The sequence below is a fragment of the Nesterenkonia ebinurensis genome, from assembly GCF_008711175.1.
Classification (GTDB): domain Bacteria; phylum Actinomycetota; class Actinomycetes; order Actinomycetales; family Micrococcaceae; genus Nesterenkonia; species Nesterenkonia ebinurensis.
In genome coordinates this window covers 222,350-248,482 of the sequence record NZ_VWNF01000032.1, presented here as the reverse complement: position 1 = coordinate 248,482, position 26,133 = coordinate 222,350, and the positions used below count along the sequence as shown (strand labels likewise).

At 65.0% G+C, this 26,133-nt stretch carries 23 protein-coding genes; 18 read left to right on the top strand and 5 right to left on the bottom strand.

What is annotated here, in order from left to right; genetic code table 11:
• Nucleotides 1-23: 23 nt before the first annotated feature.
• The 8 genes from folK (at nt 24) to F0311_RS10525 (ending at nt 7,538) form a co-directional block, all read left to right on the top strand.
• Nucleotides 24-1,130, top strand: coding sequence for a 2-amino-4-hydroxy-6-hydroxymethyldihydropteridine diphosphokinase (folK, locus tag F0311_RS10560; RefSeq protein WP_150461895.1), 1,107 nt, complete (start codon nt 24-26; stop codon nt 1,128-1,130).
• The gene (locus tag F0311_RS10555; RefSeq protein WP_150461894.1) at nt 1,127-1,672 is read left to right on the top strand and encodes a DUF3180 domain-containing protein; all 546 of its coding nucleotides are present in this window, start codon (nt 1,127-1,129) and stop codon (nt 1,670-1,672) included. The genes folK and F0311_RS10555 overlap by 4 nt, the downstream gene beginning before the upstream one ends.
• Nucleotides 1,662-2,171 carry a PH domain-containing protein gene (locus F0311_RS10550; protein WP_150462026.1) on the top strand — a complete coding sequence of 170 codons (510 nt, stop codon included), beginning with the start codon at nt 1,662-1,664 and terminating at the stop codon, nt 2,169-2,171. The genes F0311_RS10555 and F0311_RS10550 overlap by 11 nt, the downstream gene beginning before the upstream one ends.
• A complete protein-coding gene (locus F0311_RS10545) occupies nt 2,171-3,997 on the top strand; it encodes a PH domain-containing protein (protein WP_150461893.1) in 1,827 nt (608 codons plus the stop codon). Before F0311_RS10550 ends, F0311_RS10545 begins: the two co-directional genes overlap by 1 nt.
• Nucleotides 3,994-4,920, top strand: coding sequence for a Rossmann-like and DUF2520 domain-containing protein (locus tag F0311_RS10540; protein WP_223881265.1), 927 nt, complete (start codon nt 3,994-3,996; stop codon nt 4,918-4,920). The genes F0311_RS10545 and F0311_RS10540 overlap by 4 nt, the downstream gene beginning before the upstream one ends.
• A 112-nt stretch (nt 4,921-5,032) precedes the next feature.
• On the top strand, nt 5,033-6,010 hold the full coding sequence (gene panC / locus F0311_RS10535) for a pantoate--beta-alanine ligase (protein WP_150461892.1): 978 nt from the start codon (nt 5,033-5,035) through the stop codon (nt 6,008-6,010).
• Between the two features lie 68 nt (nt 6,011-6,078).
• Nucleotides 6,079-6,579, top strand: a complete 501-nt coding sequence (locus F0311_RS10530) for a YlcI/YnfO family protein (RefSeq protein ID WP_150461891.1) — start codon at nt 6,079-6,081, stop codon at nt 6,577-6,579.
• Between the two features lie 17 nt (nt 6,580-6,596).
• Nucleotides 6,597-7,538: a DUF4097 family beta strand repeat-containing protein gene (locus F0311_RS10525; RefSeq protein ID WP_150461890.1), complete on the top strand. Its 942-nt coding sequence runs from the start codon at nt 6,597-6,599 to the stop codon at nt 7,536-7,538.
• A 498-nt stretch (nt 7,539-8,036) separates the two neighbouring features.
• Here F0311_RS10525 and F0311_RS18715 read toward each other — a convergent pair whose 3' ends face one another.
• A complete protein-coding gene (locus F0311_RS18715; RefSeq protein WP_263406269.1) occupies nt 8,037-8,159 on the bottom strand; it encodes a hypothetical protein in 123 nt (40 codons plus the stop codon).
• A gap of 50 nt (nt 8,160-8,209) precedes the next feature.
• Between F0311_RS18715 and F0311_RS10520 the strand changes: the two genes are divergently transcribed.
• The 8 genes from F0311_RS10520 (at nt 8,210) to radA (ending at nt 18,835) form a co-directional block, all read left to right on the top strand.
• Entirely contained in the window at nt 8,210-8,422 is a 213-nt protein-coding gene (locus F0311_RS10520; protein WP_150461889.1) for a hypothetical protein, read from the top strand.
• A 106-nt stretch (nt 8,423-8,528) separates the two neighbouring features.
• On the top strand, nt 8,529-10,628 hold the full coding sequence (locus F0311_RS10515) for a M13 family metallopeptidase (protein WP_150461888.1): 2,100 nt from the start codon (nt 8,529-8,531) through the stop codon (nt 10,626-10,628).
• Nucleotides 10,629-10,672: 44 nt separating this feature from the next.
• A complete protein-coding gene (lysS, locus tag F0311_RS10510; RefSeq protein ID WP_150461887.1) occupies nt 10,673-12,187 on the top strand; it encodes a lysine--tRNA ligase in 1,515 nt (504 codons plus the stop codon).
• 8 nt (nt 12,188-12,195) lie between these two features.
• Nucleotides 12,196-12,372, top strand: a complete 177-nt coding sequence (locus tag F0311_RS18075; protein WP_191089872.1) for a hypothetical protein — start codon at nt 12,196-12,198, stop codon at nt 12,370-12,372.
• A 234-nt stretch (nt 12,373-12,606) separates the two neighbouring features.
• Entirely contained in the window at nt 12,607-12,909 is a 303-nt protein-coding gene (locus F0311_RS10505) for a histone-like nucleoid-structuring protein Lsr2 (protein WP_150461886.1), read from the top strand.
• Between the two features lie 364 nt (nt 12,910-13,273).
• Nucleotides 13,274-15,790, top strand: coding sequence for an ATP-dependent Clp protease ATP-binding subunit (locus tag F0311_RS10500; RefSeq protein ID WP_150461885.1), 2,517 nt, complete (start codon nt 13,274-13,276; stop codon nt 15,788-15,790).
• Nucleotides 15,791-16,155: 365 nt separating this feature from the next.
• The gene (locus F0311_RS10495) at nt 16,156-17,421 is read left to right on the top strand and encodes an MFS transporter (protein ID WP_150461884.1); all 1,266 of its coding nucleotides are present in this window, start codon (nt 16,156-16,158) and stop codon (nt 17,419-17,421) included.
• 43 nt (nt 17,422-17,464) lie between these two features.
• Nucleotides 17,465-18,835 (top strand): DNA repair protein RadA, encoded by a 1,371-nt coding sequence (radA, locus tag F0311_RS10490; RefSeq protein ID WP_150461883.1) that lies wholly within the window; start codon nt 17,465-17,467, stop codon nt 18,833-18,835.
• A 2-nt stretch (nt 18,836-18,837) separates the two neighbouring features.
• On the opposite strand, the gene F0311_RS10485 is transcribed toward radA, so the two are convergent.
• The 3 genes from F0311_RS10485 to F0311_RS10475 all read right to left on the bottom strand — a co-directional run bounded on the left by F0311_RS10485 (nt 18,838) and on the right by F0311_RS10475 (nt 22,050).
• Nucleotides 18,838-19,986 (bottom strand): FUSC family protein, encoded by a 1,149-nt coding sequence (locus F0311_RS10485; RefSeq protein WP_223881264.1) that lies wholly within the window; start codon nt 19,984-19,986, stop codon nt 18,838-18,840.
• A gap of 109 nt (nt 19,987-20,095) precedes the next feature.
• Nucleotides 20,096-21,088, bottom strand: a complete 993-nt coding sequence (locus F0311_RS10480; protein WP_150461882.1) for an HhH-GPD family protein — start codon at nt 21,086-21,088, stop codon at nt 20,096-20,098.
• On the bottom strand, nt 21,085-22,050 hold the full coding sequence (locus tag F0311_RS10475) for a phosphatase PAP2 family protein (RefSeq protein ID WP_191089871.1): 966 nt from the start codon (nt 22,048-22,050) through the stop codon (nt 21,085-21,087). The genes F0311_RS10480 and F0311_RS10475 overlap by 4 nt, the downstream gene beginning before the upstream one ends.
• Nucleotides 22,051-22,103: 53 nt before the next feature.
• On the opposite strand from F0311_RS10475, the gene F0311_RS10470 reads away from it, so the two are divergent.
• Nucleotides 22,104-23,156: an o-succinylbenzoate synthase gene (locus F0311_RS10470; RefSeq protein WP_223881263.1), complete on the top strand. Its 1,053-nt coding sequence runs from the start codon at nt 22,104-22,106 to the stop codon at nt 23,154-23,156.
• Nucleotides 23,146-25,077: a 2-succinyl-5-enolpyruvyl-6-hydroxy-3-cyclohexene-1-carboxylic-acid synthase gene (menD, locus tag F0311_RS10465; protein WP_191089870.1), complete on the top strand. Its 1,932-nt coding sequence runs from the start codon at nt 23,146-23,148 to the stop codon at nt 25,075-25,077. Before F0311_RS10470 ends, menD begins: the two co-directional genes overlap by 11 nt.
• Before the next feature lie 4 nt (nt 25,078-25,081).
• On the opposite strand, the gene F0311_RS10460 is transcribed toward menD, so the two are convergent.
• Entirely contained in the window at nt 25,082-25,942 is an 861-nt protein-coding gene (locus F0311_RS10460) for a MurR/RpiR family transcriptional regulator (protein ID WP_223881262.1), read from the bottom strand.
• Nucleotides 25,943-26,133 lie beyond the last annotated feature (191 nt).

The following is a 26,133-nucleotide window of genomic DNA, read 5'->3' as shown; positions in this document are numbered from 1 at the left end:
CATAAGCACTGTAGCCTTAAAGCATGGGCTACGATCTGATCCGGCTGACCGGCCTGCGGTTCGAAGGAACCCATGGTGTGCTCCCCGATGAGCGCAGCACCGCCCAGCCATTTGTGATCGACGCTGAGGTGCAGGTGGACCTGGCTGCGGCCGGCCGCACCGACAATCTGGAGGACACCATCTCCTACGCCGATGTGGCCTTCGACATCGAGCAGGTGGTCACCGGCGAGTCCTACCGGCTGATCGAACGGATCGCCGCCGAGTGTGCCGCGCGGATCCTGGGGCTGGACGACCGCATCCAGGCGGTGACCATCACCGTGCACAAGCCCCAGGCACCCATGCCCTATGAGTTCGATGACGTCTCGGTCATCATTCACCGCACCCGTGATGAGCTCGGCGCCAGCCGCGCCTTGGGCGAGCCGCGCAAACAAGTCTCTGGGGTGTATGAGGGGGAACTGGTGGAGGACAACGACGCCGCCACCCCCGCCTCCGCCCATTCAGCAGCCAGCCCGCCAGAAGGAGCCACAGTCACCACTCCCACCGCCGGGCTGGGCTACTACGAACGTAAGTCCCTGGCTGACCTCGGCGAGGACGGGGAGGCGGCGAAGGCCCACTACCGCGACCCGGACCTGGAGGCAGCCTTCCCGGTGCGCAGTGTGTTGGCCCTGGGCTCCAACCTCGGTGATTCCCGGAGCACGCTAGCCTCGGCCATCCAGGTACTGGAGGCCGCCGACGGCGTCGTGATAGTCAGCACCTCGCCGCTGGCGCGCACCAAACCGATGGGTGGACCAGCCCATCAGCGCGACTATCTCAACCAAGTGGTGGAGATCGAGACGCAGCTCTCCCCGCACGGGCTGCTGGACCTGGCCCAGCAGATCGAGGAGGACCACAACCGGGTGCGCGAGCAGCGGCACGGGCCGCGGACCCTGGACGTGGACATCGTGACCTATGCCAGCGCCACGATCGACTCCCCGCGTCTGCAGGTCCCACACCCCTCGGCCGCTGAGCGGGCATTCGTGCTGCTGCCCTGGAGCTGGATGGATCCGGTGGCCCTGCTGGGCGGCCGCCCAGTGCGCGAGCTTGCCGAGGAGGCTGAGGACTACTCGGATGTGGTGAGGCTGGACTCGTGACCCAGCTGCGCCCGCTGTGGCTGCTGATCATTGCCGCAGGTGCCGCCCTGGCCGGCTACCTGGCCACGCTCGCGATGCGCAATGCCGGCTACAGCTCTCCGGTGCTACCCCTGTCATCGGTGATTACCCTGGTGGCGGTGGGACTGATCGTGCTGGCTCTGGGTCTGGTGGTCTGGTGGGACCAGCGCCGACTTGAGGGCGGTGCGGATCAGGAGGGGCGGCGTCGTCGTTCTTCCCCGGATCAGTCCGGGCGCAGGCTTCACCCGTTGCAGGCGGTGCGGGTGGTGGCTGCCGGCCAGGCTTGTGCCTACGCCGGGGCGCTGATCGCCGGCTGGCATGCCGGGGTGCTGCTGGACCTGGGACCTGCAGCCGGAATTGGCACCCCCAATGTCACCGCAGCCCTGACGGTGGTGATCGGCGGAATGCTGTGGGTGATCATAGGGTTCGTGGTAGAGACCCTGTGCCGGATACCCCCCGACCGGGGGTCAGGCCTTGAGAATTCGGAATTCGACGAAGGAACGGAGCCCAATGCTGCACTCTGAAGCCATCGACCCGACAGGGGTTGAATGGACCCGGGTGGACGATAAATACATCACGGTCAGGTACATCAGCACGATCACCAGCTGGCTGATCACCATTGCGATTGTGGCCGCCCCCGTGGTAGCCGATGCGATGCTGGGCTGGGGCATCCCGGACTGGCTGAAATGGCCCGTCCTGGCGGTGCTGCTGGTCTGGGCGGTCATCGACATCGTCCTGGTGCCCCGGCGGGTGCGCGCCATCGGCTACTTCGAGCGCGCTGACGACCTGCTCATCCGCCGCGGCATCCTCTTCCAGCGGGTGGTGGCCGTGCCCTATGGCCGGCTGCAATATGTGGACATCGAGGCCGGCCCGCTGATGCGCAAGTTCGGGCTGTGCACCGTGCAGCTGAAAACTGCTTCGGCAGCCACTGACGCCACTATCCCTGGTGCGGTCCGTTCCGAGGGTGCGCGGCTGCGCGATGAGCTCTCCGTCCGCGGCCAGGCACGTCTGGCAGGACTCTGATGACAGAGCGCCCAGAAGAGCACTACGCCGACGCCCCGCCCCCTGAGCAGCCCGGATCCACCACTGAGGGGCAGGAACCTCAGCAGGAGAGCTCCGAAGGCTGGTTCGATGAGACCTGGACCAAGGTCCATCCGCTGAGCCCGCTGGTGCGCGGCTGGGTGACCGTGGTGGCGATCCCGGTGGCGTTCTTCTCCTACAACTGGCAGATGTTCTCTGACCTCTGGAATGCCTGGCAGTCCGGGGAGCTCGTCGATAACCTGCAGACCAACCCCACCCCCTACCTGATCGGCGGGGCTTTGTTCCTCGGTCTGGCGGTGCTGATCTTCATGGGCTTCACCCTCTCCTGGTGGTTCACCCGGTACAAGGTCACCGAGGAGCACGTGATGGTGAAGTCCGGGATCTTCGTCCGCCAGCATCGGCAGGCCCGGATCGACCGGGTGCAGGCGGTAGACCTGCGCCAACCCCTGCTGGCCCGCATCGCCAAGCTGGCCGAGCTGCGCTTCGAGGTGGCCGAGGGTGACGGCACCGCAGCCACTCTGGCGTTTTTGCGCAAACACGAGGCCGAGCAGCTGCGCGCCGAGATCATGGACCGCGCCGCCGGCCGGCCCCCGGCCAGGTCACAGGAGAACGACGCCGCAGTCCCAGACCTCGCTGCCCCCGACTCCGGCGATTCCCAGGCCCCGCCTGGCGACACGGTGTGCCAAAATCCGCAGAAAACCACCGAGCCTGCGGCTATTCAAGGGGAAACAACACACCATCCTGGGGGCCAGGACCGCCAGATCGTGCGGGTTCCGGTGCCCCGACTGATCGGCTCGGTGCTGGTGGGCGGCAGTACCCTGGTGTTCATCGTCCTGGCGCTGTGCCTGTTCGCCCTCCTGGGGGGCATCGCCTCGTTCTTTGTGCTTGTCCGGGACGAACCAATCGGAGAGGCCTTCGGCCAGATCAACGTGCCGTTCTTCGTCCCCATCCTCATCGGGGCGATCTTCGCCTTCTGGAACCAGCTGTCCAACGGCTGGAACTTCACTGCGACCATGACCCAGGCCGGGCTGAGGCTGAAGTACGGGCTGACCACCACCAACACCCAGACCGTTCCGCCCGGCCGCGTGCAGGCCATCCAGATCCGCCAACCAGTGCTGTGGCGGACCTTCGGCTGGTACTCGGTAACCGTGACGGTGGCCGGCTATGGCTTGGACTCTCGCTCTACACTGCTGCCGGTGGGCGGCGCTGAGGATGTGATGCGGCTGACCGCTGAGATGTTCCCGGACTTGCAGGTGGACAACCCCGAGCAGGTGTTCTTCGAAGGGCTGCGCGGCCGTGGCGCGGAGCGCGGATTCACCGAGGTGCCCAGGCGGGCCAGAGCATTCGATCCGATGGTGCGTCGTCGTCGTGGATTCTTTGTCACCCCCAGCGCGCTGATGATCCGCGACGGCCGGGTGACCCGGACCCTGACGATGGTCCCGCATGAGCGCATCCAGTCCGCCGCTCTGCACCAGGGGCCGCTGGCCAGGATGATCCGGATCGCCACTCTGCACATCCATATTCCGGCCGGACCCATCACCGCCCGAGCCAAGAACCAGGACTTGGAGCAGATCAGCTGGCTGTTTGAGCAGGAGGCCGGCTATGCTGCTGTGGCCCGTCGGCTGGCCGACCGGAACCAGTGGATGCAGCCCGAGGAGCTGGACGAGTTCGAGAAGAATGTGGCCGAGGCCAAGCAGAAGCTGGAAGAGGCAGATTACGACGCCGCCCCCGCCGCCTCAGCTGCCCACGGCTCATCACCTGCAGCAGGGGCGCAGCAGTTCGGCGGCCGGCCAGGGGCTGGGCTGTGAACAGACCGATCGACCCCTATGCCGCCGAATTGCCGCCCACTGCCCGGGACGGCCGGCTCGGCGTGGGGGTGATCTCCGCAGGGAAAGTCGGAGCCGTGCTGGGCGCAGCTCTGCGCGGAGCAGGCCACCAGGTGGTGGGCGTGCACGCAGTCTCTGCGGAGTCCCAGGACCGGGCTGAGCATCTGCTGCCCGGCGTGCCGGTGCTTGAGATTCCGGAGATACTCCGCCGTGCGGAGTTGGTGCTGCTGGCGGTGCCCGACGACGCCCTAGCCGAGTTGGTGGCCGGTGCCGCTGAGGCTGGGCACTTCCAGCCCGGGCAGCTGGTGATGCACACCTCTGGGCGCTACGGCACTTCAGTGCTGGCTCCGGCGGAGCAGGTCGGCGCCATTGGTCTGGCGGTCCACCCTGCTATGACCTTCACCGGGATGAGTCTGGACCTGCAGCGGCTGGGTGCCTGCGCTTTTGCTGTGACGGCGGAACATGAGGTGCTGCCGGTGGCTCAGGCGCTCGCAGTGGAAATGGGCGGGGAGCCGGTGGTGGTGGCTGAGGAGCACCGCGGGGCCTACCACGCTGCGCTGAGCCATGCCGCCAATCATCTGAACATCCTTGCTGCTCAGTCGGCTGAGGTGCTCGAGCAGCTCGGAGTGGCCGACCCCGCCCGAGTGCTGGGCCCGCTGATGCAGGCCTCCCTGGACAATGCGCTGGCCTCCGGTGTCGGTGCACTGACCGGCCCGGTGGCCCGCGGCGATGCCGGTACCGTGAGCAAGCATCTGCAGACCCTGGCGGATCCGGATCTTCCTGCCGATGTGCGCGCTGCCTATTCGGCAATGGCCCAGTCTGCCGTGCAGCGGGCCCTGAGCCTGGGCGTGCTGTCCGAAGTCAAGGCCGCCGAGCTGCTCGATCTGCTCTCCGAGGAGCATTGATCCACCGCTTACCCCGAACGCCGCAAGCTGATTGCCCTGCCGTACGTTATAGCTCTCGGCATGGTGAACAGCTTGCGGCAGAGCGGTTCGGGTGACTCCGTAGACTGATCCGGTGACCACCGTTATTACTACTGCTCGGGAGTTCCGGGCCGCGATCCGACAGGCAGTCTCAGATACTGCGGAGCAGTCACCGCTGGTCAGCCTGGTGCCCACGATGGGCGCCCTGCACTCTGGGCACGGCGCCCTGCTGGAGGCGGCCCGGACCAGCGGTGACATTCTGGCCGCCAGCGTGTTCGTCAACCCTCTGCAGTTCAACGACCCCAAGGACTATCGGCACTATCCCCGCCAGCTGGAGGCGGACCTGGAGATCCTCGCCCAGCACGGAGTGGATCTGGTCTTCTCCCCGCCGCTGGAGCAGATGTACCCCGACTATCCGGAAGGCCCCCTGGTGCGGGTCACCACCGGGGAGCTGGGCCGCCGGTGGGAGGGCCGTTCCCGGCCCGGGCACTTCGACGGCGTGGCTACTGTGGTCACCAAGCTGTTCACCATCATCGCTCCGCCGGCGCCGGCTCGCTTCGAGGCTTGGTTCGGGGCCAAGGATGCTGAGCAGGTGGCCGTGATCCGCCGGATGGTGGCTGACTTGCACCTTCCGGTTGGCATCCGCACGGTGCCCACGGTCCGCGATGGGAACGGGCTGGCGCTCTCCAGCCGCAACCAGCGCCTGAATGCAGCAGATTACGACGCCGCCCTGCACCTCTCCAGGGTCCTGTTCACCCTGGCTGCCCGGACCGAGAAGCGGGAGCCTTTGGATGTGCCGGGGCTGCGGGATGAGCTCCACCGGGCCGAGGGCTTGGAGCTGGACTACCTGGTGGTCGTGGATCCACTCAGTCTCCAAGAGCTGGTTCCCGTTGAAGGCGCCCTGGGGGCAGATGAGGTGTTAGGGACGTCGTCGTCCGCTGCGAGCTCCCATAAGTCCCATGGAATGATGGCGGCGGTGCGCGGGGATGCCCCAGCGGCTTTGGCGCTGATCGCCGCGCAAGTCGGTCCTGTCCGGCTGATCGACAATATGGAGCTGCGCCCACCCGCCTGACACCAGATGACAGCAGTGCGATGTCATCATGACTTCACATGACGTCAATATGACGCTATAGTGATGTCATGCAGTTCGATGAATACGTCACAGCCCTGCAGCACGGGCTCGCGAAAGCCACCCGTCTGGCCCCCGAAGAGGTCCAGCGCACCGCCGAGCTGATCGGCGAGGCACTGGAGCCCGAAGCCCGTCTGGCGCTGACCCGGTTCGCCTCCGACCTCACCGAGGAGATCACCGCTGAGCTCGACGGCGCCATGGTGGAAGTGCACATCCGCGGCGGTGAACCCGTGGTGGTGGTGGAGCAGACAGAGGTCCCTGCCGAGATGGCAGCGGACCCACCCCCGCCACCGGCGCCGCCCACGCCGCCAGGTCCAGCCGAGGAGGGCAACACCGCCCGGCTCACCCTGCGCCTGCCCGACTCGCTGAAAGCAGAGATCGAGAAGGCTGCTGCCGCTGAGGGCAAATCCACCAACACCTGGCTCGTCCAAGCCGCGCACCAGGCGCTGGCCGGGCCACAGTCCCCCCCTGTCAAGCGCTCCGGCCGGCGAATGACCGGCTGGGCACACTGAGAAGAGAGGAACGGCCCATGGCCACCACCACGACTGGCGAAAACACTGTCCTACACACCTTTGACGCCTCGGGTCCGCAGTACTTAGATGCCCAGCTGCGCTCCAGCAGCCTGAACATCGCCACTAGTCCGGACGACCAGATCACCGTCAAGGTGACCCTGGCCAAAGGCGTCCACATCAATGCCGACCCTCAGGATGTCATCGTCGAATACTCTGCGGGCACCCTGCGCATCGAGGTCCCTGAGACCGAGGGCGGCGGCCTGAAGTTCGGTCCGATTCAGATCGGCAACTTCACCTCGCATCGCTATACCATAGACGTTCAGCTGCCCGAGAGCTCGAGCATGAAGGCGAGGACCGGATCGGGGAGCGTGACCGCCGCCGGCCTGCTGGACCAGGTCACGGCAACCTGCGGATCGGGCCGGATCGCTGTGGAACGGGCGCGCGAGATCTCAGCCAAGGCGGGCTCCGGGGCCATCACGGTGGATCGTGCCGAGAAGCTGGAGGCCACGGCCGGCTCCGGGGCGATCAGCGTGAGCACTGTCGGGGAGGCCCGTCTGACGGCAGGCTCCGGGAGCATCCGGGTCAGTGCCGCTGAAGGGCGTACCGAGCTGAAAACGGGGTCAGGAGCGATCCGCCTGGGCCGCGTGGCCGACACCTCAGCATTCGCAGGCTCCGGTGACATTGAGATCGGGCAGCTCAGCGGCCGCCTGACCTGCAAGACAGGCTCAGGCGATGTCAGCGTTCAGCGCGCCATTTCTGGGATCGTCGAAGCCACCGCAGCCTCCGGGGACATCGAGGTTGGCATTCCCGCCGGGACCGCCGTGCTCCAAGACTGCTCCACGGTCTCCGGGCGGCTTAGCTCTGCCCTGGAGAACGCCGAAGGGCCAGGCGAAGCTGAGCACCGACTCGAGCTGCGTGCCCGCACGATCAGCGGAGACGTTTCCGTTCACCGCGCCTGATCTGGCATCTGTCAGGTCTGACATCGCCGGAATCAGGTTCAGATTCACCACATAGCGACCCCCTAGCCTAGGAAGGCAGATCAATGAGTAGCACACCCCCTGATTCAGTGCGCCCAAAAACCGCTCGATGGCCTCTCATCCCATCCCCTGTGCCGCTGCTGCGACGTCGATTCCAGCACTTGGCACTGGCGGCATCGACCGCCTTGGCCAGATGGGCCGAAGCCTCCGCGCGCCAAGAAAAGTCTGCGGCAGTGTCCGTGGACGACTCCCACCGGCGAGAACTCCGCCTGCGGGAGGCTGAGCTCCGGCGCGAGGCAGCGGTCCATCAGCTGCTTCAGATGCCTCGGCAGTTCTGAACTGCATCCTCGCAGTGTCCGCAGCAGCATGACCGTTCACCGCGTGAGCTCACGCCGCCGCATTCAGCGCTTCTTCACACAGAAAGTCGTGTTATGACTGATATGCCCCCGATTCAGTTCGCCCAAGAACTGCTCATAAGCCTCAACTCTCAGGCCCTGCTCCACGGAGCCGTAAATCCTGGTAGTCCTCGGTGCGGCCGCCGGGACATTCCTGGCGGCCGCGCTGGGCGATGATCCGGCCCATCGGCTGTTCGGCTCTGCTCACTGGCACGCTTCATCACGCCCTGGCTGCTCAAGTGCCTGGCCAGTGGCCGTGTGATCCTGATTGCCTTCACCATGCTCATCGTCGCCGTCACCCCAGACGTGGTCGGGACGCCCGAATACGCGGTGCTCGGCATTCTGATGCTCGCAGCGATCAGCTTCCCCGCGCTCAACGCCGCACTCAACCGGCTGCACGGTGATGACGCTAGGCCTCCAGCCAGCAGGGACGAATTCAGGCAGTCATCAGCATCCTGGCTATGGTGCTGACCCCGGTGGCCCGCTGCTGGCCGCACTGCCGGTGCTGCTGTCCCCGAATACCCCGCCGAATCTCCACCCTGGATCAGTGGGAGGACTGTGCCGGTAGGGTGGATTCATGAGCACTGCAACTGACTTCCCGTACCTTGATCCCTCCGTCCGGCCCCAGGATGACCTGAACCAGCATGTCAACGGCGAATGGTTGAAGACCGCTGAAATCCCTGAGGACCTGGATGCCTATGGATCCTTTCTGGAGCTGCGGGACAAGGCTGAGGCTGATGTGCGCGCCATCCTCGATGAGGCTGCTGAGGCCGCCACCGCTCAAGGTGCTGACCTCGATCCAGACTTCGGTGCAATCCGACAACGCATCGGCACCTTCTACTCCGCGTTCATGGATGCTGACCTCGCAGAGGCGCTCAGGCTGGCACCTATCCAAGACCGGCTGGAGCAGATTGAGGCGCTGAGCACCCCGGGAGATTTGGTCCGACTCAGTGCCCAGTGGCAGCGCGAGGACGTGGACGGACTGCTCTCCGCCGGGGCCCTGCGAGACATGGGTGATCCCACCCGGATGCTCTGGTTCATCGGCCAGGGCGGCCTGGGCCTGCCCGATGAGGCCTACTACCGCGAGGACAAGCATGCTGAGACCCGCCAGAAGTACCAGCAGTACCTCACCACCATCTTCGCTATCGCCGGATACGCAGACAATGGTGACCGAGCCAGCCGAGAGAAGACCGGAACCGGTTCCGGGTCTTCCGAGGCGATTGAGGGAATGAGCGCCGAAGGTGCGAACGACGCGGCGTCCTCAGTTCTGGAATTGGAAACCGCCTTGGCATCCCACCACTGGGACCGGGTTGCCTGTCGCGACTACCAGAAGCAGTACAACCTCAAGACCCGTGGTGAGGTGGAGGAGGCCATGCCGCTGGTCGCTGAGGCGATCCAGGGCTGGGGGCTGACCGACTCCCAGGCCGCTGAGATCGTGGTCGCCCAGCCTGAAGTGCTGTCAGCCTTCCAGTCTGCGTTGATCGAGCAGCCGCTTCAAGCCTGGAAGCACTGGTTGTCCGCCAAACTCATCACCGCCTTCGCCCCGCTGCTGCACTCCGAGCTGGTTGATGTTCACTTTGAGTTCTACTCCAAAACTCTCAACGGCACTCCAAAGCTCAAGGAGCGGTGGAAGCGCGGCGTCGCCCTCACCAATGCCCATCTGGGTGAGGATGTGGCTCAGATCTACGTGGCCCGGCACTACCCGCCGCAAGCCCGCCAGGCCATGGATGAGCTGATCGCTGCCCTGGTGGAGGCCTACCGCCGGTCCATCTCCGAGCTGGAATGGATGGGCGAGCAGACCCGGGCCAAGGCTCTGGAGAAGCTTGAGGCCCTGCGCCCGATGATCGGCTATCCGGTCAAATGGATCGACTACTCTGAGGTCACCGTTGCCGCAGATGACGTAGTCGGCAACGTCTCTGCCGCCTCGGTGGCCGCCTGGGAGCGGGACACAGCCAAGATCGACGAGGGTCCGGACCCCGATGAGTGGCATATGACTCCGCAGACGGTCAACGCCTACTACTCCCCGCTGGAGTCGGTGATCGTGTTCCCCGCCGCCATCCTGCAGCTGCCGTTCTTCTCCGTGGAACGGGATATGGCCCAGAACTTCGGGGCTATCGGCGCGGTGATCGGCCATGAGATCGGTCACGCCTTTGACGATCAGGGATCAAAGTTCGGCGCCGACGGCTCACTGACCAACTGGTGGACCGATGAGGACCGGGCCGCATTCGAGAAGCGCACCGCCAAGCTGGTGGACCAGTACCAGGTGCTCAGCCCCACTGTGTTGGACGATGAGCACACCGTCAACGGGGAGCTCACCCTGGGTGAAAACATCGGCGATCTCGGCGGCATCGGCATCGCCCATAAGGCTTATAAGCTGTGGTTGGCGGCCAAGAACCAGGACAAGCCGATCACCGAGGTGGACGGTCCGGACACAGACGACGACGCCATCGACGGTCTTTCTGGTGATCAACGGTTCTTCTTCGCCTGGGCCCAGGGTTGGCGGAACGTCACCCGTCCGGAGCGGGCGATGACCCTGTTGAGCATCGACCCGCACTCCCCGGCCGAGTTCCGCGCCACCCAGCCGGTGAAGAACGTGGACGCCTTCCACCATGCCTTCGGCACCGCAGAGGGTGACAGCATGTACCTCGCCCCGGAGCAACGGGTAACTATTTGGTGAATCTGCCGACTACTACCGTGTGTAGAACACCGTAGAATGGCCGGGTGACTGAGCAGAGTTCCGCGACGGCCGAGATCGATACCAACGACCAGCGTGCGGTGCGCATGGACAAGCGCACCCGGCTGTTGGCGAAGGGTATCGAGCCCTATCCGGTGAAGGTCGAGCGCTCTGCCTCCCTGGCTGAGGTGCGGGAGCGCTTCCCAGACCTGGAGGCCGGGGCCTCCACCGGGGAGACCGTCTCAATCACCGGCCGGGTGATGTTCATCCGCAACACCGGAAAGCTCTGCTTTGCCACCCTCCAGGAGGGCGGACCAGAAGGTGCGGGCACTCGTCTGCAGGTGATGATCTCCCTGGCAGAGGTCGGCGAGGAGCAACTGGCCGACTGGAAGGCACTGGTGGACCTCGGTGACCATATCCAGGTCACTGGTGAGGTGATCACCTCCCGCCGTGGTGAGCTCAGTGTGATGGCGGCCTCGTTCGCTGTGGCCTCCAAGGCGATTCGCCCGCTGCCAGTGCTGCACGCCGACCTCAATGAGGAGACCCGGGTCCGGCAGCGCTACGCCGATCTGATTGTGCGCGATGAGGCCCGCCAGATGGTCTACCAGCGTGCCGCGATCACCCGGGCGATTCGTGACACCCTGCACGCCCACGACTATGTGGAGGTGGAGACCCCCATCCTGCAGCTGATCCACGGCGGCGCCCAGGCACGGCCGTTCCACACCCACCTCAATGCCTTTGACCAACCGATGACCTTGCGGATTGCCACCGAGCTGTACCTGAAGCGGGCCGTGGTGGGCGGTATCGACCGGATCTTCGAGATCGGGCAGGTCTTCCGCAATGAGGGCGTGGACTCTACCCACTCCCCGGAGTTCACCATGCTGGAGTCCTACGAGGCCTGGGGTGATATGTATGTGATGGCCGACCGCATGCAGGAAATGATCTTGGCCGCCGCTGATGCGGTGGGGGCTGGCCGGCAGATCCAGACTGAGCAGGGCACCGTGAATCTGGACGGGGAATGGGTCTGGCTCCCGGTGTACCCAGGGCTGTCTGAGGCAGTGGGCCAAGAGATCAGCCCGGAGACTGAGCGGGAGGTGCTGCGCGAGATCGCCGCGAAACATGAGGTGAAGATTGACTCAGGCTGGGATGCTCAGAAGCTGGTGCTCGAGCTCTTCGGCGAGATCGTGGAGCCCACCCTGCTGCAGCCCACCTTTGTCTGCGACTACCCGCCGGCCGCGCAGCCGCTGGCTCGGCCGCACCGGGATAAGCCCGGAGTGATCGAGGCCTGGGACCTGATCATCGCAGGAGTGGAGACCGGTACTGCGTTCAGCGAACTGGTGGATCCTGTGATTCAGCGTGAGCGTCTGGCGGAGCAGTCGCTCAAGGCAGCTGGCGGTGACCCGGAGGCCATGCAGGTGGATGAGGACTTCCTACGCGCGCTGGAGTACGGCGCACCGCCCATGGGTGGAATCGGCTTGGGACTTGACCGGCTGGTGATGCTCTTCACCGGCGCTGGAATCCGTGAAACAGTTCTGTTCCCCCTGCTCAAGCCGGAAAGCTGATCTTAATCATGGACGAATTTTGGACCTATTTCTCAGTATTGGCGCCCTCCGTAGGAGTGGGGCTGGTGTTCTGGCTGGCCATCCGCGCCATTTTCCGTGCCGACCGTAATGAGCGGGCCACGGAGGCGCAGATCCGCCAGGAGCTGAATGATCAGGCAGAGGAAAATACCACCCATCGTGGTTGAACGAGTTCATGGGAACTCGCTTCGCAGGCCCTATTAGAGCGCTTAGAGTGTCCACTAACCTTGATTTTTCCTGATTATTAGCGAGTTGACTCTTCTTGTTTTTCTTTGAAAGACTCAAGGTGTTGTCAGAGTTGCACACTCTGACCATAATTGACCAAAATGCTGTCCTAAGTTGAACCGGTAACTGGTGAAATTCTTTGGGACTGCAGATAAACCCAGTGAGGTGCATTGAACATGGCAAAGCAAATCCAGGAGATTCTGGTGGACGATCTTGATGGCTCCCCCGCAAAGGAGACTGTCAACTTTGGTCTCGACAACCGTTTTTACGCTATTGACCTTTCCTCGGAGAATGCAAAAGAACTGCGGGACTCGTTGAAGAAGTACGTGCGCAAAGCTACCCCGGTGGCACCTCCCTCGCCCCAGAGCGAGGCCAGGAAGATCCGCGAGTGGGCTGTGGCCAATGGGTACAGTGTGGCCAAGCGCGGCCGCCTGCACCGCGACATTGTTGACGCCTACCGCAACGCCAAGAAGCGCTGAGTCGCCTGACTGACCCGCCCGGAGCCCCGATGCTGCCCATGTGGTGGCACCGGGGCTCCGCTGTTTCCTGCAGCGTCTTGAGAAAGTGCGCTGCCACTCAGTGTTGGTGGTGTGCCGCTATGATCTCGCCCATACCTCAGAAGTGCCGATCAATACCGGTCACCTGACCTTCGGACCTGCGATGAGTTCAGCGAGTGCGCAGTTGCGGATCGGGGAGGCGGCTGCGGTGATCGTTGATACTGGAATAATGCCACCCGCATCCTCGTCCTGCTTTTCCCTGTGGCGAACAGGGTAGGGATGCTCGCCAAGGCGACGTAGCCTTGAACTCTCACAAGGACAACGCTGTAGGGAGTGTCAGTTGGCTATGTTTGAGAGATTCACAGACCGCGCACGGCGCGTGGTGGTGCTGGCCCAGGAAGAGGCGCGCCGCCTCAACCACAACTACATCGGCACCGAGCACATTCTGCTCGGCCTGATTCACGAGGGTGAAGGCGTAGCCGCCAAGGCACTGGAGTCCCTGGACATCAACCTCCAGGGCGTGCGTGACAAGGTCCAGGAGAAGATCGGCCCTGGTCAGAACGCCCCCTCCGGTCACATCCCCTTCACCCCGCGTGCCAAGAAAGTCTTAGAGCTCTCCCTGCGCGAGGCCCTGCAGCTGGGCCACAACTACATCGGCACCGAGCATATTCTGCTCGGGTTGATCCGTGAGGGCGAAGGCGTAGCCGCCCAGGTGCTGGTGGAGCTCAACGCCGACCTCAACAAGGTCCGCCAGCAGGTCATCCAGCTGCTCTCCGGCTACTCCGGCGGCGAGCAGCAGGAGAAGGCCGGCGCCGGTGTGGGCCAGGGCGGATCCTCCGGTGCTCCCTCCGGCTCGGTGGTGCTTGACCAGTTCGGCCGCAACCTCACCGCAGCCGCCCGTGAAGCCCAGCTGGACCCCGTGGTGGGTCGCGACTACGAGCGTGAGCGGGTCATGCAGGTGCTCTCCCGGCGTACCAAGAACAACCCGGTGCTCATCGGTGAGCCCGGGGTGGGCAAGACCGCCGTGGTGGAGGGCCTGGCCCAGGCCATCGTCAACGGCGATGTGCCCGAGATCCTGCGCGATAAGCAGCTCTACACCCTGGACCTCGGCTCTCTGGTGGCCGGCTCCCGGTACCGCGGTGACTTCGAGGAGCGCCTGAAGAAGGTGCTCAAGGAGATCCGCACCCGCGGAGACATCATTCTGTTCATCGACGAGATCCATACTTTGGTGGGCGCAGGTGCTGCCGAGGGTGCCATCGACGCGGCCAATATCCTCAAGCCCATGCTGGCCCGGGGTGAGCTGCAGACCATCGGTGCCACCACTCTGGACGAATACCGCAAGCACATCGAGAAGGACGCCGCCCTGGAGCGCCGCTTCCAGCCGATTCAGGTGGAGGAGCCCTCCGTGGAGACCACCGTGCAGATCCTGCGCGGGCTGCGTGACCGCTACGAGGCCCACCACAAGGTCTCCATCACCGAGGAGGCCCTGGAGCAGGCCGCCACCCTGGCCAACCGCTACATCAACGACCGGTTCCTGCCGGATAAGGCCATCGACCTCATTGATGAGGCCGGCGCCCGGCTGCGCATCCAGAAGATGACTGCGCCCCCGGAGCTCAAGGAGTACGACGCCAAGATCGAGGATGTCCGGCGGGAGAAGGAAGCCGCCATCGACGCCCAGGACTTTGAGGGTGCCGCTTCCCTGCGGGACAAGGAACAGCGGCTCGCCGAGGAGCGCCAGCAGAAGGAAGAGGCCTGGAAGTCCGGCTCCATGGACGAGATCGCCGAGGTTGACGGCGATCTGATCGCCGAGGTGCTCGCCTTCTCCACCGGAATTCCGGTGTTCAAGCTCACCGAGGCCGAGTCCGACCGGCTCAAGCGCATGGAGGATGAGCTCCACAAGCGGATCATCGGCCAGGATGAGGCCGTGAAGTCCCTCTCCCGGGCCATCCGCCGTACCCGCGCCGGTCTGAAGGACCCCAACCGGCCCTCCGGCAGCTTCATCTTCGCCGGACCCACCGGTGTGGGTAAGACTGAGCTGGCCAAGGCGCTGGCCGAGTTCCTTTTCGGGGACGAAGACGCGCTGATCACCCTGGATATGTCCGAGTTCAGCGAGAAGCACACCGTCTCCCGGCTCTTCGGTGCCCCCCCGGGCTATGTGGGCTACGAGGAGGGCGGTCAGCTCACCGAGAAGGTGCGGCGTCGTCCCTTCTCTGTGGTGCTCTTCGACGAGGTGGAGAAGGCCCACACCGATCTGTTCAACTCCCTGCTGCAGATCCTGGAGGACGGCCGGCTCACCGACTCCCAGGGCCGCGCGGTGGACTTTAAGAACACGGTGATCATCATGACCACCAACCTCGGCACCAGGGAGATCTCCAAGGGTGTGATGACCGGGTTCACCTCTGACACCAATACCGCCACCAGCTACGAGCGGATGAAGGGCAAGGTCTCCCAGGAGCTGCGCCAGCACTTCCGGCCGGAGTTCCTCAACCGCGTGGACGACACCATTGTGTTCCCGCAGCTGGAGCAGCACGAGATTGTGCGGATCGTGGACCTGTTCGTAGACCGGCTGCGCAAGCGGCTGGCCGAGCAGGCTATGACCCTGGAGATCACGACTGCGGCAAAGGAGTTCCTGGCCGAGAAGGGCTACGACCCCTCCATGGGTGCCCGCCCGCTGCGCCGGACTATCCAGAGCCTCATCGAGGATCAGCTCTCCGAGCGGATACTCTACGGCGAGATTCCGCACGGTGCGGAGATCAGCATCGGGCTGAAGGGCTCCGGTGTGGACCGCGAGCTGACCTTCGACTGGTCCCTGCCGGCCGAGGAGCTCGAGGCCGCCCCCGAGCCCGCCGAGATCGAGGCGTAGAAGCACGACGACGCTGAGGGTCGGATTCTGGGAGAACATCCCGGATCCGGCCCTCCGTCGTTCGGTGAGCGTAGTTGTTTCTGTGTGAAAACGGCCGAAAACGCCGGGATGAGCATGGAACGACTACGCTCACCGCGCTGGGCAGTGGGTGTTGGTTTGCGGAGTGTCGCAGCCAGACCCCTATACTGAGGTCTACCGACCAGGACCGGTGGCTAGGGTTCCGCCAGCATACAAATGCTGGGTCTGGTTCGAGCGCCACAATATGCTGCAGACCGCAGATGCTCAGCAGCATTGATCTCACGGGATAGAAACCTCCAGGAGCAGTGTCGGCATGTTCGTTATGCCGATGCCCTGCAGGAGGATCCATGAATCCCGTTCCATCACAGCACTTTCGCCGTCTGGTCTACTCACTGGCTCTCAGCGTGGGGGCCGGCTTCGGGGCGATCCTCTACGGCACCTCGGTGCTGATCACCTCATCTGCTGCCGGTGCCGAATTCACCGTATCCCAGCTTTCGCTGGCCTTCTCCGGTTCCGTACTCGCCGGTGCGCTGTGCTCGATCCGCATCGGACGCCATGCGGACAGGCACGGTGTGCGCGGCCTGATCGGCACCGGCGGGGTGCTGGTGATGCTGGGCTTTCTGGGTTTCTCGCTGAGCACCGAGCCCTGGCAGGTGCTCGCAGCCTGGTGGCTGCTCATCGGCCCCGGCAGTGCGATGGTCCTGTTCGAGCCGGCTTTCGTCGCGCTCCAGCAGTGGTTCAGCCGGTCCCAGCGCAATCGGGCAGCGGGAACGATGACGCTGATCACTGGCCTGGCCGGACCTATCTTCATCCCCTCCACCAGCTACCTGGTGGAGGCTTTCGGCTGGCGTGTCACAGCAGCTCTGCTCGGGGTGTTCGTACTGGGAGTCTCCGGCCTCACCGCCTCCTGGGCGCTGCGGGCGGCCCCGCGGCCTGCTGCGCCGGAGCTGAGCAGCGAGGCCCTGCCGCCTGAGGCAGAATCCGGTGGTCCCGGCGTCGTTGCTGCTGCGGGTAGTGGCGGGGCGCATGTTGCCGACGGAACTGCCCTGTCGCGCCGTGGTCTGCCCTCCGGTTTCATCCCGCTGACGGTCTCAGTGGCCCTGACCATGGCTGTGCTGGAGTCCTATAACGTGCACCGGGTGGCCCGGTTCGAAGCCGCCGGGTTCAGCACAGAGACCGTGGCATGGTGGGCGGCGGCGGTCGGGCTGCTCAGCCTGCCGGCGCGTTTCCTGCTGCCGATGCTGGCCAACAGATTCGATTCCGCCAAGCTGTGGGTGTGGACGACCGTGCTGATCATGCCAGCGGTCTGGCTGTCGGTCCGTGGGACGGCGCTCTGGGAGATGAGCGGGCACTTCATCCTCTTCGGCCTGCTCTTCGGAGCATTCATCCCGCTGCGGGCGGTGGTGATGAGCGACTGGTACTCGGGGGCGAGTTTCGGCGCCCTGATGGGCATCCAGGCTGTGGCTATCGCCTTGGGCCGGGCCGGCGGCCCAGCCGCGGTGGGGTGGCTGGCAGATACCGGACTGGGTTACCCGGCTGGAATGGCACTGCTGACTGGAGCACTGCTGATCAGTCTGCTGAGCATGCTGGCTGCCATGCACCGCCACCACTGACGGGGCGCTGCCCATCTCCGTGCCAGAGGATAACGTGTCACGTATGGCCAAGAAGAAGACCTCCGCCGGATTCGAATGCACCGAATGCGGCTGGCAGACCGTCAAGTGGGTCGGCCGCTGCCTTCAGTGCCAGGCATGGGGCACTGTAGTGGAGAAGGGTGTGGTCAAAGCCAGTACGACGCCCTCACGGAACCTCACTGCCCCAGCCCAGACCATCGCTGAGGTCGACTCCTCAGTAGCTGAGTTCCGCCCCACCGGAATCGGCGAACTCGACCGGGTGCTCGGCGGGGGGCTGGTCCCCGGTGCAGTGATCCTGATAGCCGGTGAACCGGGAGTCGGCAAGTCCACCCTGCTGCTGCAGACCGCCTGCGCAGTGGCGCGCAAGAACGTATCGGCACCCGTGCTGTACCTGACTGGGGAGGAGTCCGCCGCCCAGGTGAAGAAGCGGGCCGAGCGCACCAATGCTCTGGCCGAGGGCCTCTACCTGGCTGCGGAGTCGGATCTCGCCCAGGCGTTGGGACAGATCGAAGAAGTCTCCCCGCAGCTGACCATCATGGACTCGGTCCAGACTCTCTCCTCAGCAGAGATCGACGGTGCTGCAGGCGGGGTCACCCAGATCCGCGAGGTCACCGCCTCGATGATCGAGGCTGCCAAGCGGCGCAATATGACCACCATCCTGGTAGGTCATGTGACTAAGGACGGTGGTATCGCAGGCCCGCGGATGCTGGAACACCTGGTGGACGTGGTCTGCCAGTTCGAAGGTGACCGGCACTCCCGGCTGCGCCTGCTGCGGGCGGTGAAGAACCGCTACGGCCCCACTGATGACGTCGGCTGCTTCGACCTCACCGAGAACGGTCTGGAGTCCTTGGCTGACCCCAGCGGACTGTTTGTTTCGGCTGTGACCGAGCGAGTGCCGGGTGCCTGCATCACCATCACCCTGGAGGGCAGGCGCCCGCTGACCGCAGAGGTTCAGGCACTGGTGGCTGAGTCAACCGCCGCCCAGCCCCGCCGTGCCGTCTCAGGGCTGGATTCGCCCCGGGTTTCGATGCTGCTGGCTGTGCTTCAGCGGCGGGCCAAACTTGCCGTGCTGATGAAGTCAGAGGCTTATGTGGCCACCGTGGGCGGAGTGAAGATCACTGAGCCGGCAGCGGACCTGGCGGTGGCGATGGCGGTGGCCTCCGCTGCCCTGGAGAAGCCGCTGCCGAACAGGTTCCTGGCCTTCGGGGAGGTTGGCCTGGCCGGGGAGGTACGCCCCGTCGCCGGGATCAAACGCAGACTCCAGGAAGCCGCACGGCTCGGGTTCACCCATGCGATCGTCCCTCGCGGAGCCGCTGAGGACGCCCCTGACGGCATACGGATCAGAGAGGTCAGCTCACTCCCCGAGGCCCTGGACCTCATCCTCGGGGACCGCTAGCGCTACAGGGCTGGGAGGTAGGCCACGGCGTCGTCGTGGGTGCTGCCGGTGGCCTCAAGCAGATCCACCACCATCGTGCGGATCAGCAGCACCAGGGCCTCCCCCTCCAGATCACTGATCTCCAGCCGCTTCGGATGCAGGGTGATCGCCACTGCTGCCAGCTCGTCCCGGGCAGCATCCATGGACTTCTCGAAGCCCGGCCCGGACTCGCCGACGGCACGCGAGAGCTGTACTGAGGCATCCGCCAGTCCCTGCACTGCAGTGGCTAGATTCTCCGTGCCCGCATCGCTCAGGGCGGCGTGGTCAATAGTGCTGACCGTGCGGCGGGCGGTTACCCGAAGGCTGCGCACTGCCAGGTCCAACTTGTCCGCCACCCGCTCCAGCTTCCGCACATAGTGCCGGTGCCTTCGGTGTGCGGGTGAGAACTGGGTGAGCTCCTTGGCTGCAGTCAATGCCCGGGTGGACTCATCGATCTGGGTCTGTAGGCCGCGGGCCCGGATCAGCGCATGCCAGGCCTGCCGAGAGTCCGAGCTGCGCAGGGCAGCAGAGACATCGCGCAGCGAGACCGTCAGCGTCTGTGTCACCGCCTTCAGCTCACGGACCGGTTCACCGCGCGGATCCTTTGGCGTGATCAGGGTGATGGCCAGGGCGACGACGCCGCCCACCACCGCATCCACCGAGCGGGTGAATGGCCCCAGGGCCGCCTCAGCAGGCACCGGCACCATCACCACCAGCAGGGCCTGCAGGCCCATCTGCATAGCGAACATTGCCCCAGGGTCTAAGAATCGGGCCAGCATCACCGCCAGGAACACCGCGATGACCGCAGTGAGCACCCCGGCTCCCAGGCCGTGCACCAGCATGTCGGCCAGGAAGACGCCTAGGGTGCAGCCCACCGCGACCTCAACCACTTTGCGCAGCCGCAGTTCCTTGGTGAAACCCATAGCGATCAGCGCAGCCACTGCAGCGAAGAGTGGGGTCTCATGCCCCAGCAGCTGCTCAGAGATCACATAGGCGCCGACCCCGGCGGCAGTCATCTGCGCGGCAGGCAGCACCGAGCGCCGAGCCCGGACCGTCCCGGTACGCGCCCGGTTTACTGTCGCCCGCCGGGCCGAGCCCAGCAGATGACGGAGATTGCGGGCAGAGGAGGTCATTTAAGAAGTCTAAGACTCCATAGGTCTGCCCGCTCACGCAGCGCTGAGCAGCGAAGCCAGGGTGCGGGCCACGTCAGGGAACGAGCGCGAGATGCGCCCGTCGCCGGGATCAGCGCAGCACCCCCGGCAGGGCGACTTGGTCTCCGCGCTGCTCAGCCAGGCCATCTGTCAGCAGCGACTCCAGGCAGCGGTGCCGTTGATCCAGGTCCGCAGCCGGAAGGGGTAGCGAAGCAATGAGCACTGAGCGCTGTGCAGGCCCACAGCGCAGCGCCGCCATCAGCGCCCCGCGGACCTGTCGGTCGGTGCCTGCCCAGGCCTGCCCACGAGGCTTCTGCTCCTCGGTGGGCGGCGGGAATCCGGCCCGCCGCCAGGTACAGAGCTCAGCCACCGGGCAGGCTCCGCACTGCGGGGCCCGGGCCGTGCAGACCAGAGCACCAAGCTCCATCACAGCGATGTTCCAGGCACAGGCAAACTGTCCGCAGTCGTGCTCCGGATCCGGGAACACATCATGGGCGAGCCTGCGCTGCTGCGCGGTGTAGGTCTTTCCTGGCAGGGCGTGCCCGGAGAACACCCGGGTATGCACCCGGCGGATATTGGTGTCCACCACAACCTCAGGGACGCCAAAGGCGAAGCAGGCCACTGCTGCAGCGGTGTACTCACCGACACCCGGCAAAGCGCGCAGCTCATCCCGGGTGCTGGGCACCTGGCCGTCGTGATGTTCCACAATCGCAGCCGCCGTCTGCTGCAGCCGCAGCGCGCGCCGCGGGTAGCCCAGCCGGTCCCAGACGGTGAGGATTTCAGCCACAGGTGCCTTGGCGGTCTCGTGCGGGGTGGGCCAGCGGCGCATCCACTCCTCCCAACGGGGCAGCACCCGGGCCACAGGAGTCTGCTGCAGCATGGTCTCGGAGACCAGCACACCCCATGCAGAGCAGTCCTGGCGGCGCCAGGGCAGGTCTCGGGCAGCACGGTGATACCAGGAGACGGCGGCCTCGTGCACCGCCTGCGAGAGCCGAAGGCTCTCGCTTTCCTCGATCGCCCCGGAATACCTGGAGCTAGCTCCGGTCTTCACTCGGCTCAATCGGTCACGCGGCTTCTGACTCATACGCGTTCGTAGAGCTCGCGCAGCTCCGGCGGGATCGGATACACAATGCGGGCGCCCTTGGGAGCCGGCACATCTTCTCCGCGCATCCGCCGGCCGGTCTCGGCGCCGAAGAAGTTGATGCCCACTGCTGCGGTGAGGAACGCCGGCCCCAGAGACAGCAGGGTTCCGGCGATCCAGGTCCACAGGCTGGGATCATCGAAGCTGGCAGCCAGCCCGGACCAGCCCCCGGCGAAGATCAGGCACAGCACCGCCCCGATACCCAGCACAATCCCCAAGAACCAGCACAGCCCGGCAGCTGGTGCCACATCCGGCTCAGCATCGGCGATCACTGTGTTGTTCCGCGGCTCGGAGCGGAAGATCAGCCAGCCGCCCACCAAGCCCCAGGCCGCCACCACCAGGTAGGCCGCGATCATATCGGAAGGCCGGTGCCAGGCCTCAATAAACAGGTAAGCGCCCCAGCCTCCGCCCCAGATGGCTGCCAACACGCCGAGCCCGGGCCTGGCTTTGGGACTGGCCACCAGGAACACCGCCACCGCCACCGAGGCGGCAATGGTGGTGTGCCCGCTGGGCAGCGAGTTATTGGTCCAGTACGTCGGGTTGTCCACCAGATCAGGGCGGTCCAGCATCCCGTACTTCAGCACCTGGGTAGAGATATTGGCTGCCAGCACCGTGCCTATCGCGATCAGCCCGGCAAGGTACTTCTGCTTGACCAGCACGATGATGGCGAAGATCAACGCCGGCGGGAGCACAATGATCACCGCGATCCACCGGTTGTTCGGGTTCAGCTCCGGCAGCGGATGGTTGAAGTGGTCTGCGGTCAGGCGCATCACATTGTCCAGGAACTGACCGGACTCGGTACGCACAAAGTACTCGTAGACAACCAGGAACAGCACACTGCACACCAGCACCCCGGTGATCCAGAGGCCGGTGCGCACCGCAGGCGGACGCAGAGCAGAAGACATGCCGACCATTCTCCCAGCTCTGTTCTCAATCGCCGAACATAGACTTGGGTGCTGTGCCCAATCCCTCACTCCCGGAGCTTGCAGAGGTCCTCGAGACTGCCGTGGTGGTTTCGCTGCCCATGCGCACCCGATTCCGCGGCCAGACTGCCCGCCAGGTGCTGCTGCTGCGTGGTCCTGCCGGCTGGGGGGAGTTCGGCCCCTTCCCCGAGTACGGTCCGGAGGAGTCTGCGCACTGGCTGGACGCAGGTTTACAGGCCGCCTGGCAGGGGCTGGGCGCTCCGCTGCGCTCAGTGGTGCCGGTCAACGCCACCATGCCGGCGGTCAGCCCTGATCAGGTTGAGACCGTACTGAGCCGCTACGGGGATCTGGACTCGATTCCCGCGGTGAAGATCAAAGTTGCTGAGCCTGGTCAGGGCATTGAGCACGACGCCGCCCGGGTCGCCGAGGTCTGCCGGCTCGTGCCGGGAGCCGGGATCCGGGTGGACGCCAACGGTGCCTGGAGCTTATTTGAGGCGGTGGAGGCCCTGCAGCGGATCGTTGAGATCGCCGGGGAGCGCTTCGAGTACGCCGAGCAGCCGGTGGCCGGGATCGAACCGCTGGCCGAGCTGCGCAAGCAGCTGCATAAGGTGGGCGTTCCGGTGCCGGTCGCAGCTGATGAGGCAGTGCGCAAGGCCGAGGACCCGCTGCGAGTAGCCCAGCTGGGTGCCGCAGACCTGATTGTGGTCAAAGTGCCTCCACTGGGCGGTGTGGACCGTGCCTTGGATATTGTTCAGCAGGCCGGGCTGCCGGCCGTGGTCTCCTCAGCCCTGGACACCTCCGTGGGGCTGACCGCCGGGCTTGCCCTGGCTGCCCGGCTGCCGGAGCTGCCCTATGCCTGCGGGTTGGGCACAGTGACCATGTTCGGCGGTGAGCTGGTGGATCAGCCGCTAGTGCCTGTTGGCGGCGAGCTACAGGTGCCGGTGGCAGAGACGCCAGGTGGCGTGGTCGTTGTTTCCGCTCCGCAGCCGAATCCGCAGCTGATCAGCCGGTACCGCGTGACCGGGGAGCATGAAGCCTTGTGGCTGGACCGGCTGCGCGCGGCATACCATGTACTCCATGGCAGCTGAGAGGGGTCCCTTCCGAGAGTTCGACGACTCCCACGACTCCGAATCCCTCCGCCTGGCCCGCCGGGTCATCCGCGGCCTGACCCTGCAGATGCGCCATGTAGTGCTCTGCCCGGGGTCCCGCTCCGCGCCGCTGGCTTACGCCCTGGCCGAGGCCGAGCAGCTGGGTGCGATCACCCTGCACATCCGCACCGACGAACGCTCCGCCGCCTTCACTGCTCTCGGCATAGCCCTGGCCGCAGGGGAGCCCGCCGGAGTAGTGACCACCTCCGGGACCGCCGCCGGGAACCTGCTACCTGCTGTGATGGAGGCGGATATGTCAGGGGTGCCGCTGGTGGCAATCACTGCCGACCGGCCCGAATCCCTGCATGGCACCGGGGCCAACCAGACCGTGTGGCAGCAGGGCATGTTCAGCGGCCGCGTGCGCGATGAACTGGACCTGGAACAGTCGGCCGTCGCTGAAGGCAGCCTGCGCCTGGAGCCGGTCTCCCGGGACGATATGCTCGCCGCCGAGACCCAGACCGCCTTGCTGCTGCGGGCTGCTACTGCGGCAACGGCGCGTTCAGCCCCGGGGCCGGTGCATCTGAACATCGGATTCGCCGACCCGCTAGTACCTGCTGCTGATTCCCTGGCACGGCAGCCGGGTGCTCAGCGGTGGGCGCGGCGTGGTGTGATTCCGCCGAAGGAACGGGAGCGTTTGTACCGGAGAGGGGGCATGGGAGGAATCACCCCGGCCGAGCATCTCCGTTCAGCAGATGTTCTCTCCAGCGCAACGGAGGGTGAGCAAGGTTTCGGTACAGAGGATGGGACTTTAGGCGAGCGGGACCGGCACCCGTGGCCGGGACCAGCACTGAGAACATTGTTCGTGATGGGCCATGCGGCTCCCCCCGAGGCTGTTGAGCTGGCCCGCAGCTTGGGTCATCCGATGCTCGCTGAGCCCACCTCCGGGGCCCGCTGGACCGATCTCGGCCCCATTCAGGGCTACCGGCTGCTGCTGCAGTCCCCGGAAGGCTCACCAGCCGCTGACCTGGTGCGCAGCGTCGAACGGGTGGTGGTGGCCGGCAGACCCACCCTTACCCGTTCAGTCCAGTGGCTGATCAGCCGGCAGGACCTCGAGGTGGTCCAGTACGCACCGCGGGCTGAGCCCTGGCATGACCAGCGCCTGCCGCGCAGGGTCATCACCACCACCGACATGCTCGCCGAGTTTGCCGGCAAGGCCGATCCGAACTGGACCCAGGCCTGGGAGGAGACCGGGCTGAAGGCCCAGAGCATCATCGACTCAGTGCTCAGGGAGGAGGACGACGACGCCGGCTCACTCAGCTCAGTACGTGCTGCCCAGTTTGTTGCCGAGACAGTCCGCGCACCCCTGCTGCTGGGGTCCTCTTCCGTGATCCGGGAGGTGGACCTCGCCGCTGCACTGACCCGCAGCCGGAGCTCGGCTGCACCGGTGGTTCAAGCGCTGCGCGGGATCGCCGGCATCGACGGGAACATTTCAGCCGCTGCCGGGATGGCGCTGGCGATCGGCCATCGGGTCACCGCCCTGGTAGGTGACCTCACCTTCCTCCATGACACCAATGCCTTGCTGATCCCCTCCACCGAGCAGCCGCCCAACCTGGATGTGGTGGTGATCAACGATGCCGGTGGTGCGATCTTCGACCAGCTGGAGCACGGTGAGGTCGGCCGCCGGCCGGATCATGCGCAGACCGTGGAGCGGCTTTTCGGTACCCCGCAGACAGTGGATATGGAGGCGGTTGCCGATGCCTACCAGCACGAGTACATCTACGCCGAGGACCTGGAGGAACTCGGCCGGGCGCTTTCCCACCCTGACGATCGGCTAGGCGTACGGATCATTGAGATCCGCACCGACCGGACCCGGCTGCGCGACCTGCACGCCAGGATCGCCGAAGCCGCCGCACAGCTTTAGGAGTTCAGGAGGGCCGGGATGCCCTGGACTGCACTGCCTGGTATGTAGTTCGCAGTGCTTCGAGAGAAGCATCGTAGTGTGTCTGAGCTACACCGATGAAGAGGCAGTCCACCACCATTAACTGTGCGATGCGACTACCGAGTGCACCAGAACGGAACGCGGTTTCTCGAGCAGCGGTGCACAGCACCACATCAGCTTCGCGGGCCAAGACTGAATCCTCAACGTTGGTGATGGCGATTGTGGTGGCCCCGGAATGCCGCGCCAGCCGGAGAAACTCGACAGTGTCTGAGGTGACTCCGGAGTGCGAGATTGCTAATGCTACAGAGTCTCCATTCAGCACCGCTGCAGCAGTCCAGGCTGAGTGTGCTTCCGGCCAGTCGATTGCCGTACGACCGATGCGAGCCAACTTGCGCTGTAAGTCGCGGCTGACAATAGAACTGGCGCCGACCCCGAAGATATCTATGCGTTGAGCGTGTGCTGCGATCCGGACAGCGCGGGTGAGCTCTTCAGTCTGCAGCATAGTTGCGGTATCACTGATGGACAGGGTCTCATCACGAGCAACTTTGGCGACTATCTGGGCCAGACTGTCCCTCCTGCCGATATCGCTGGCCTCAGCGGGGAACTCATGGGTTGTCATCCGTTCCCGGACGGATTCCTGTGTGAGATCGTGACGAAGGTCCTTGAACCGCTGGTAACCGATGCGTCTGTAGAAGCGCACTACCGTAGTTGTTGAGGTCCCCGCTCGGACTGCAGTCTCACTGATGGACGAGCGTGCAAAGCCTTCAGGGTCGGAGAGCAGATCCTCAGCGATCCGTCTCTCAGCTGGGCGGAGGCTGGGCAGCTGCCCCCGAACTTTCACGAGCATCGCACGTGACTGCGGACGCCCGCTCTCATGAGCAGACGCTCCACCTGTATTGTGTTCGGTCACCATGATGGATCCCACCCTAATGCACGAGCGAGGCGACGTAACACCCATGTAAAAAATTATTTTCTCTATTGAAACCATCTAGGTAAATAATTACCATGTGATTACCACCCACTCGCATCACAAGGAGC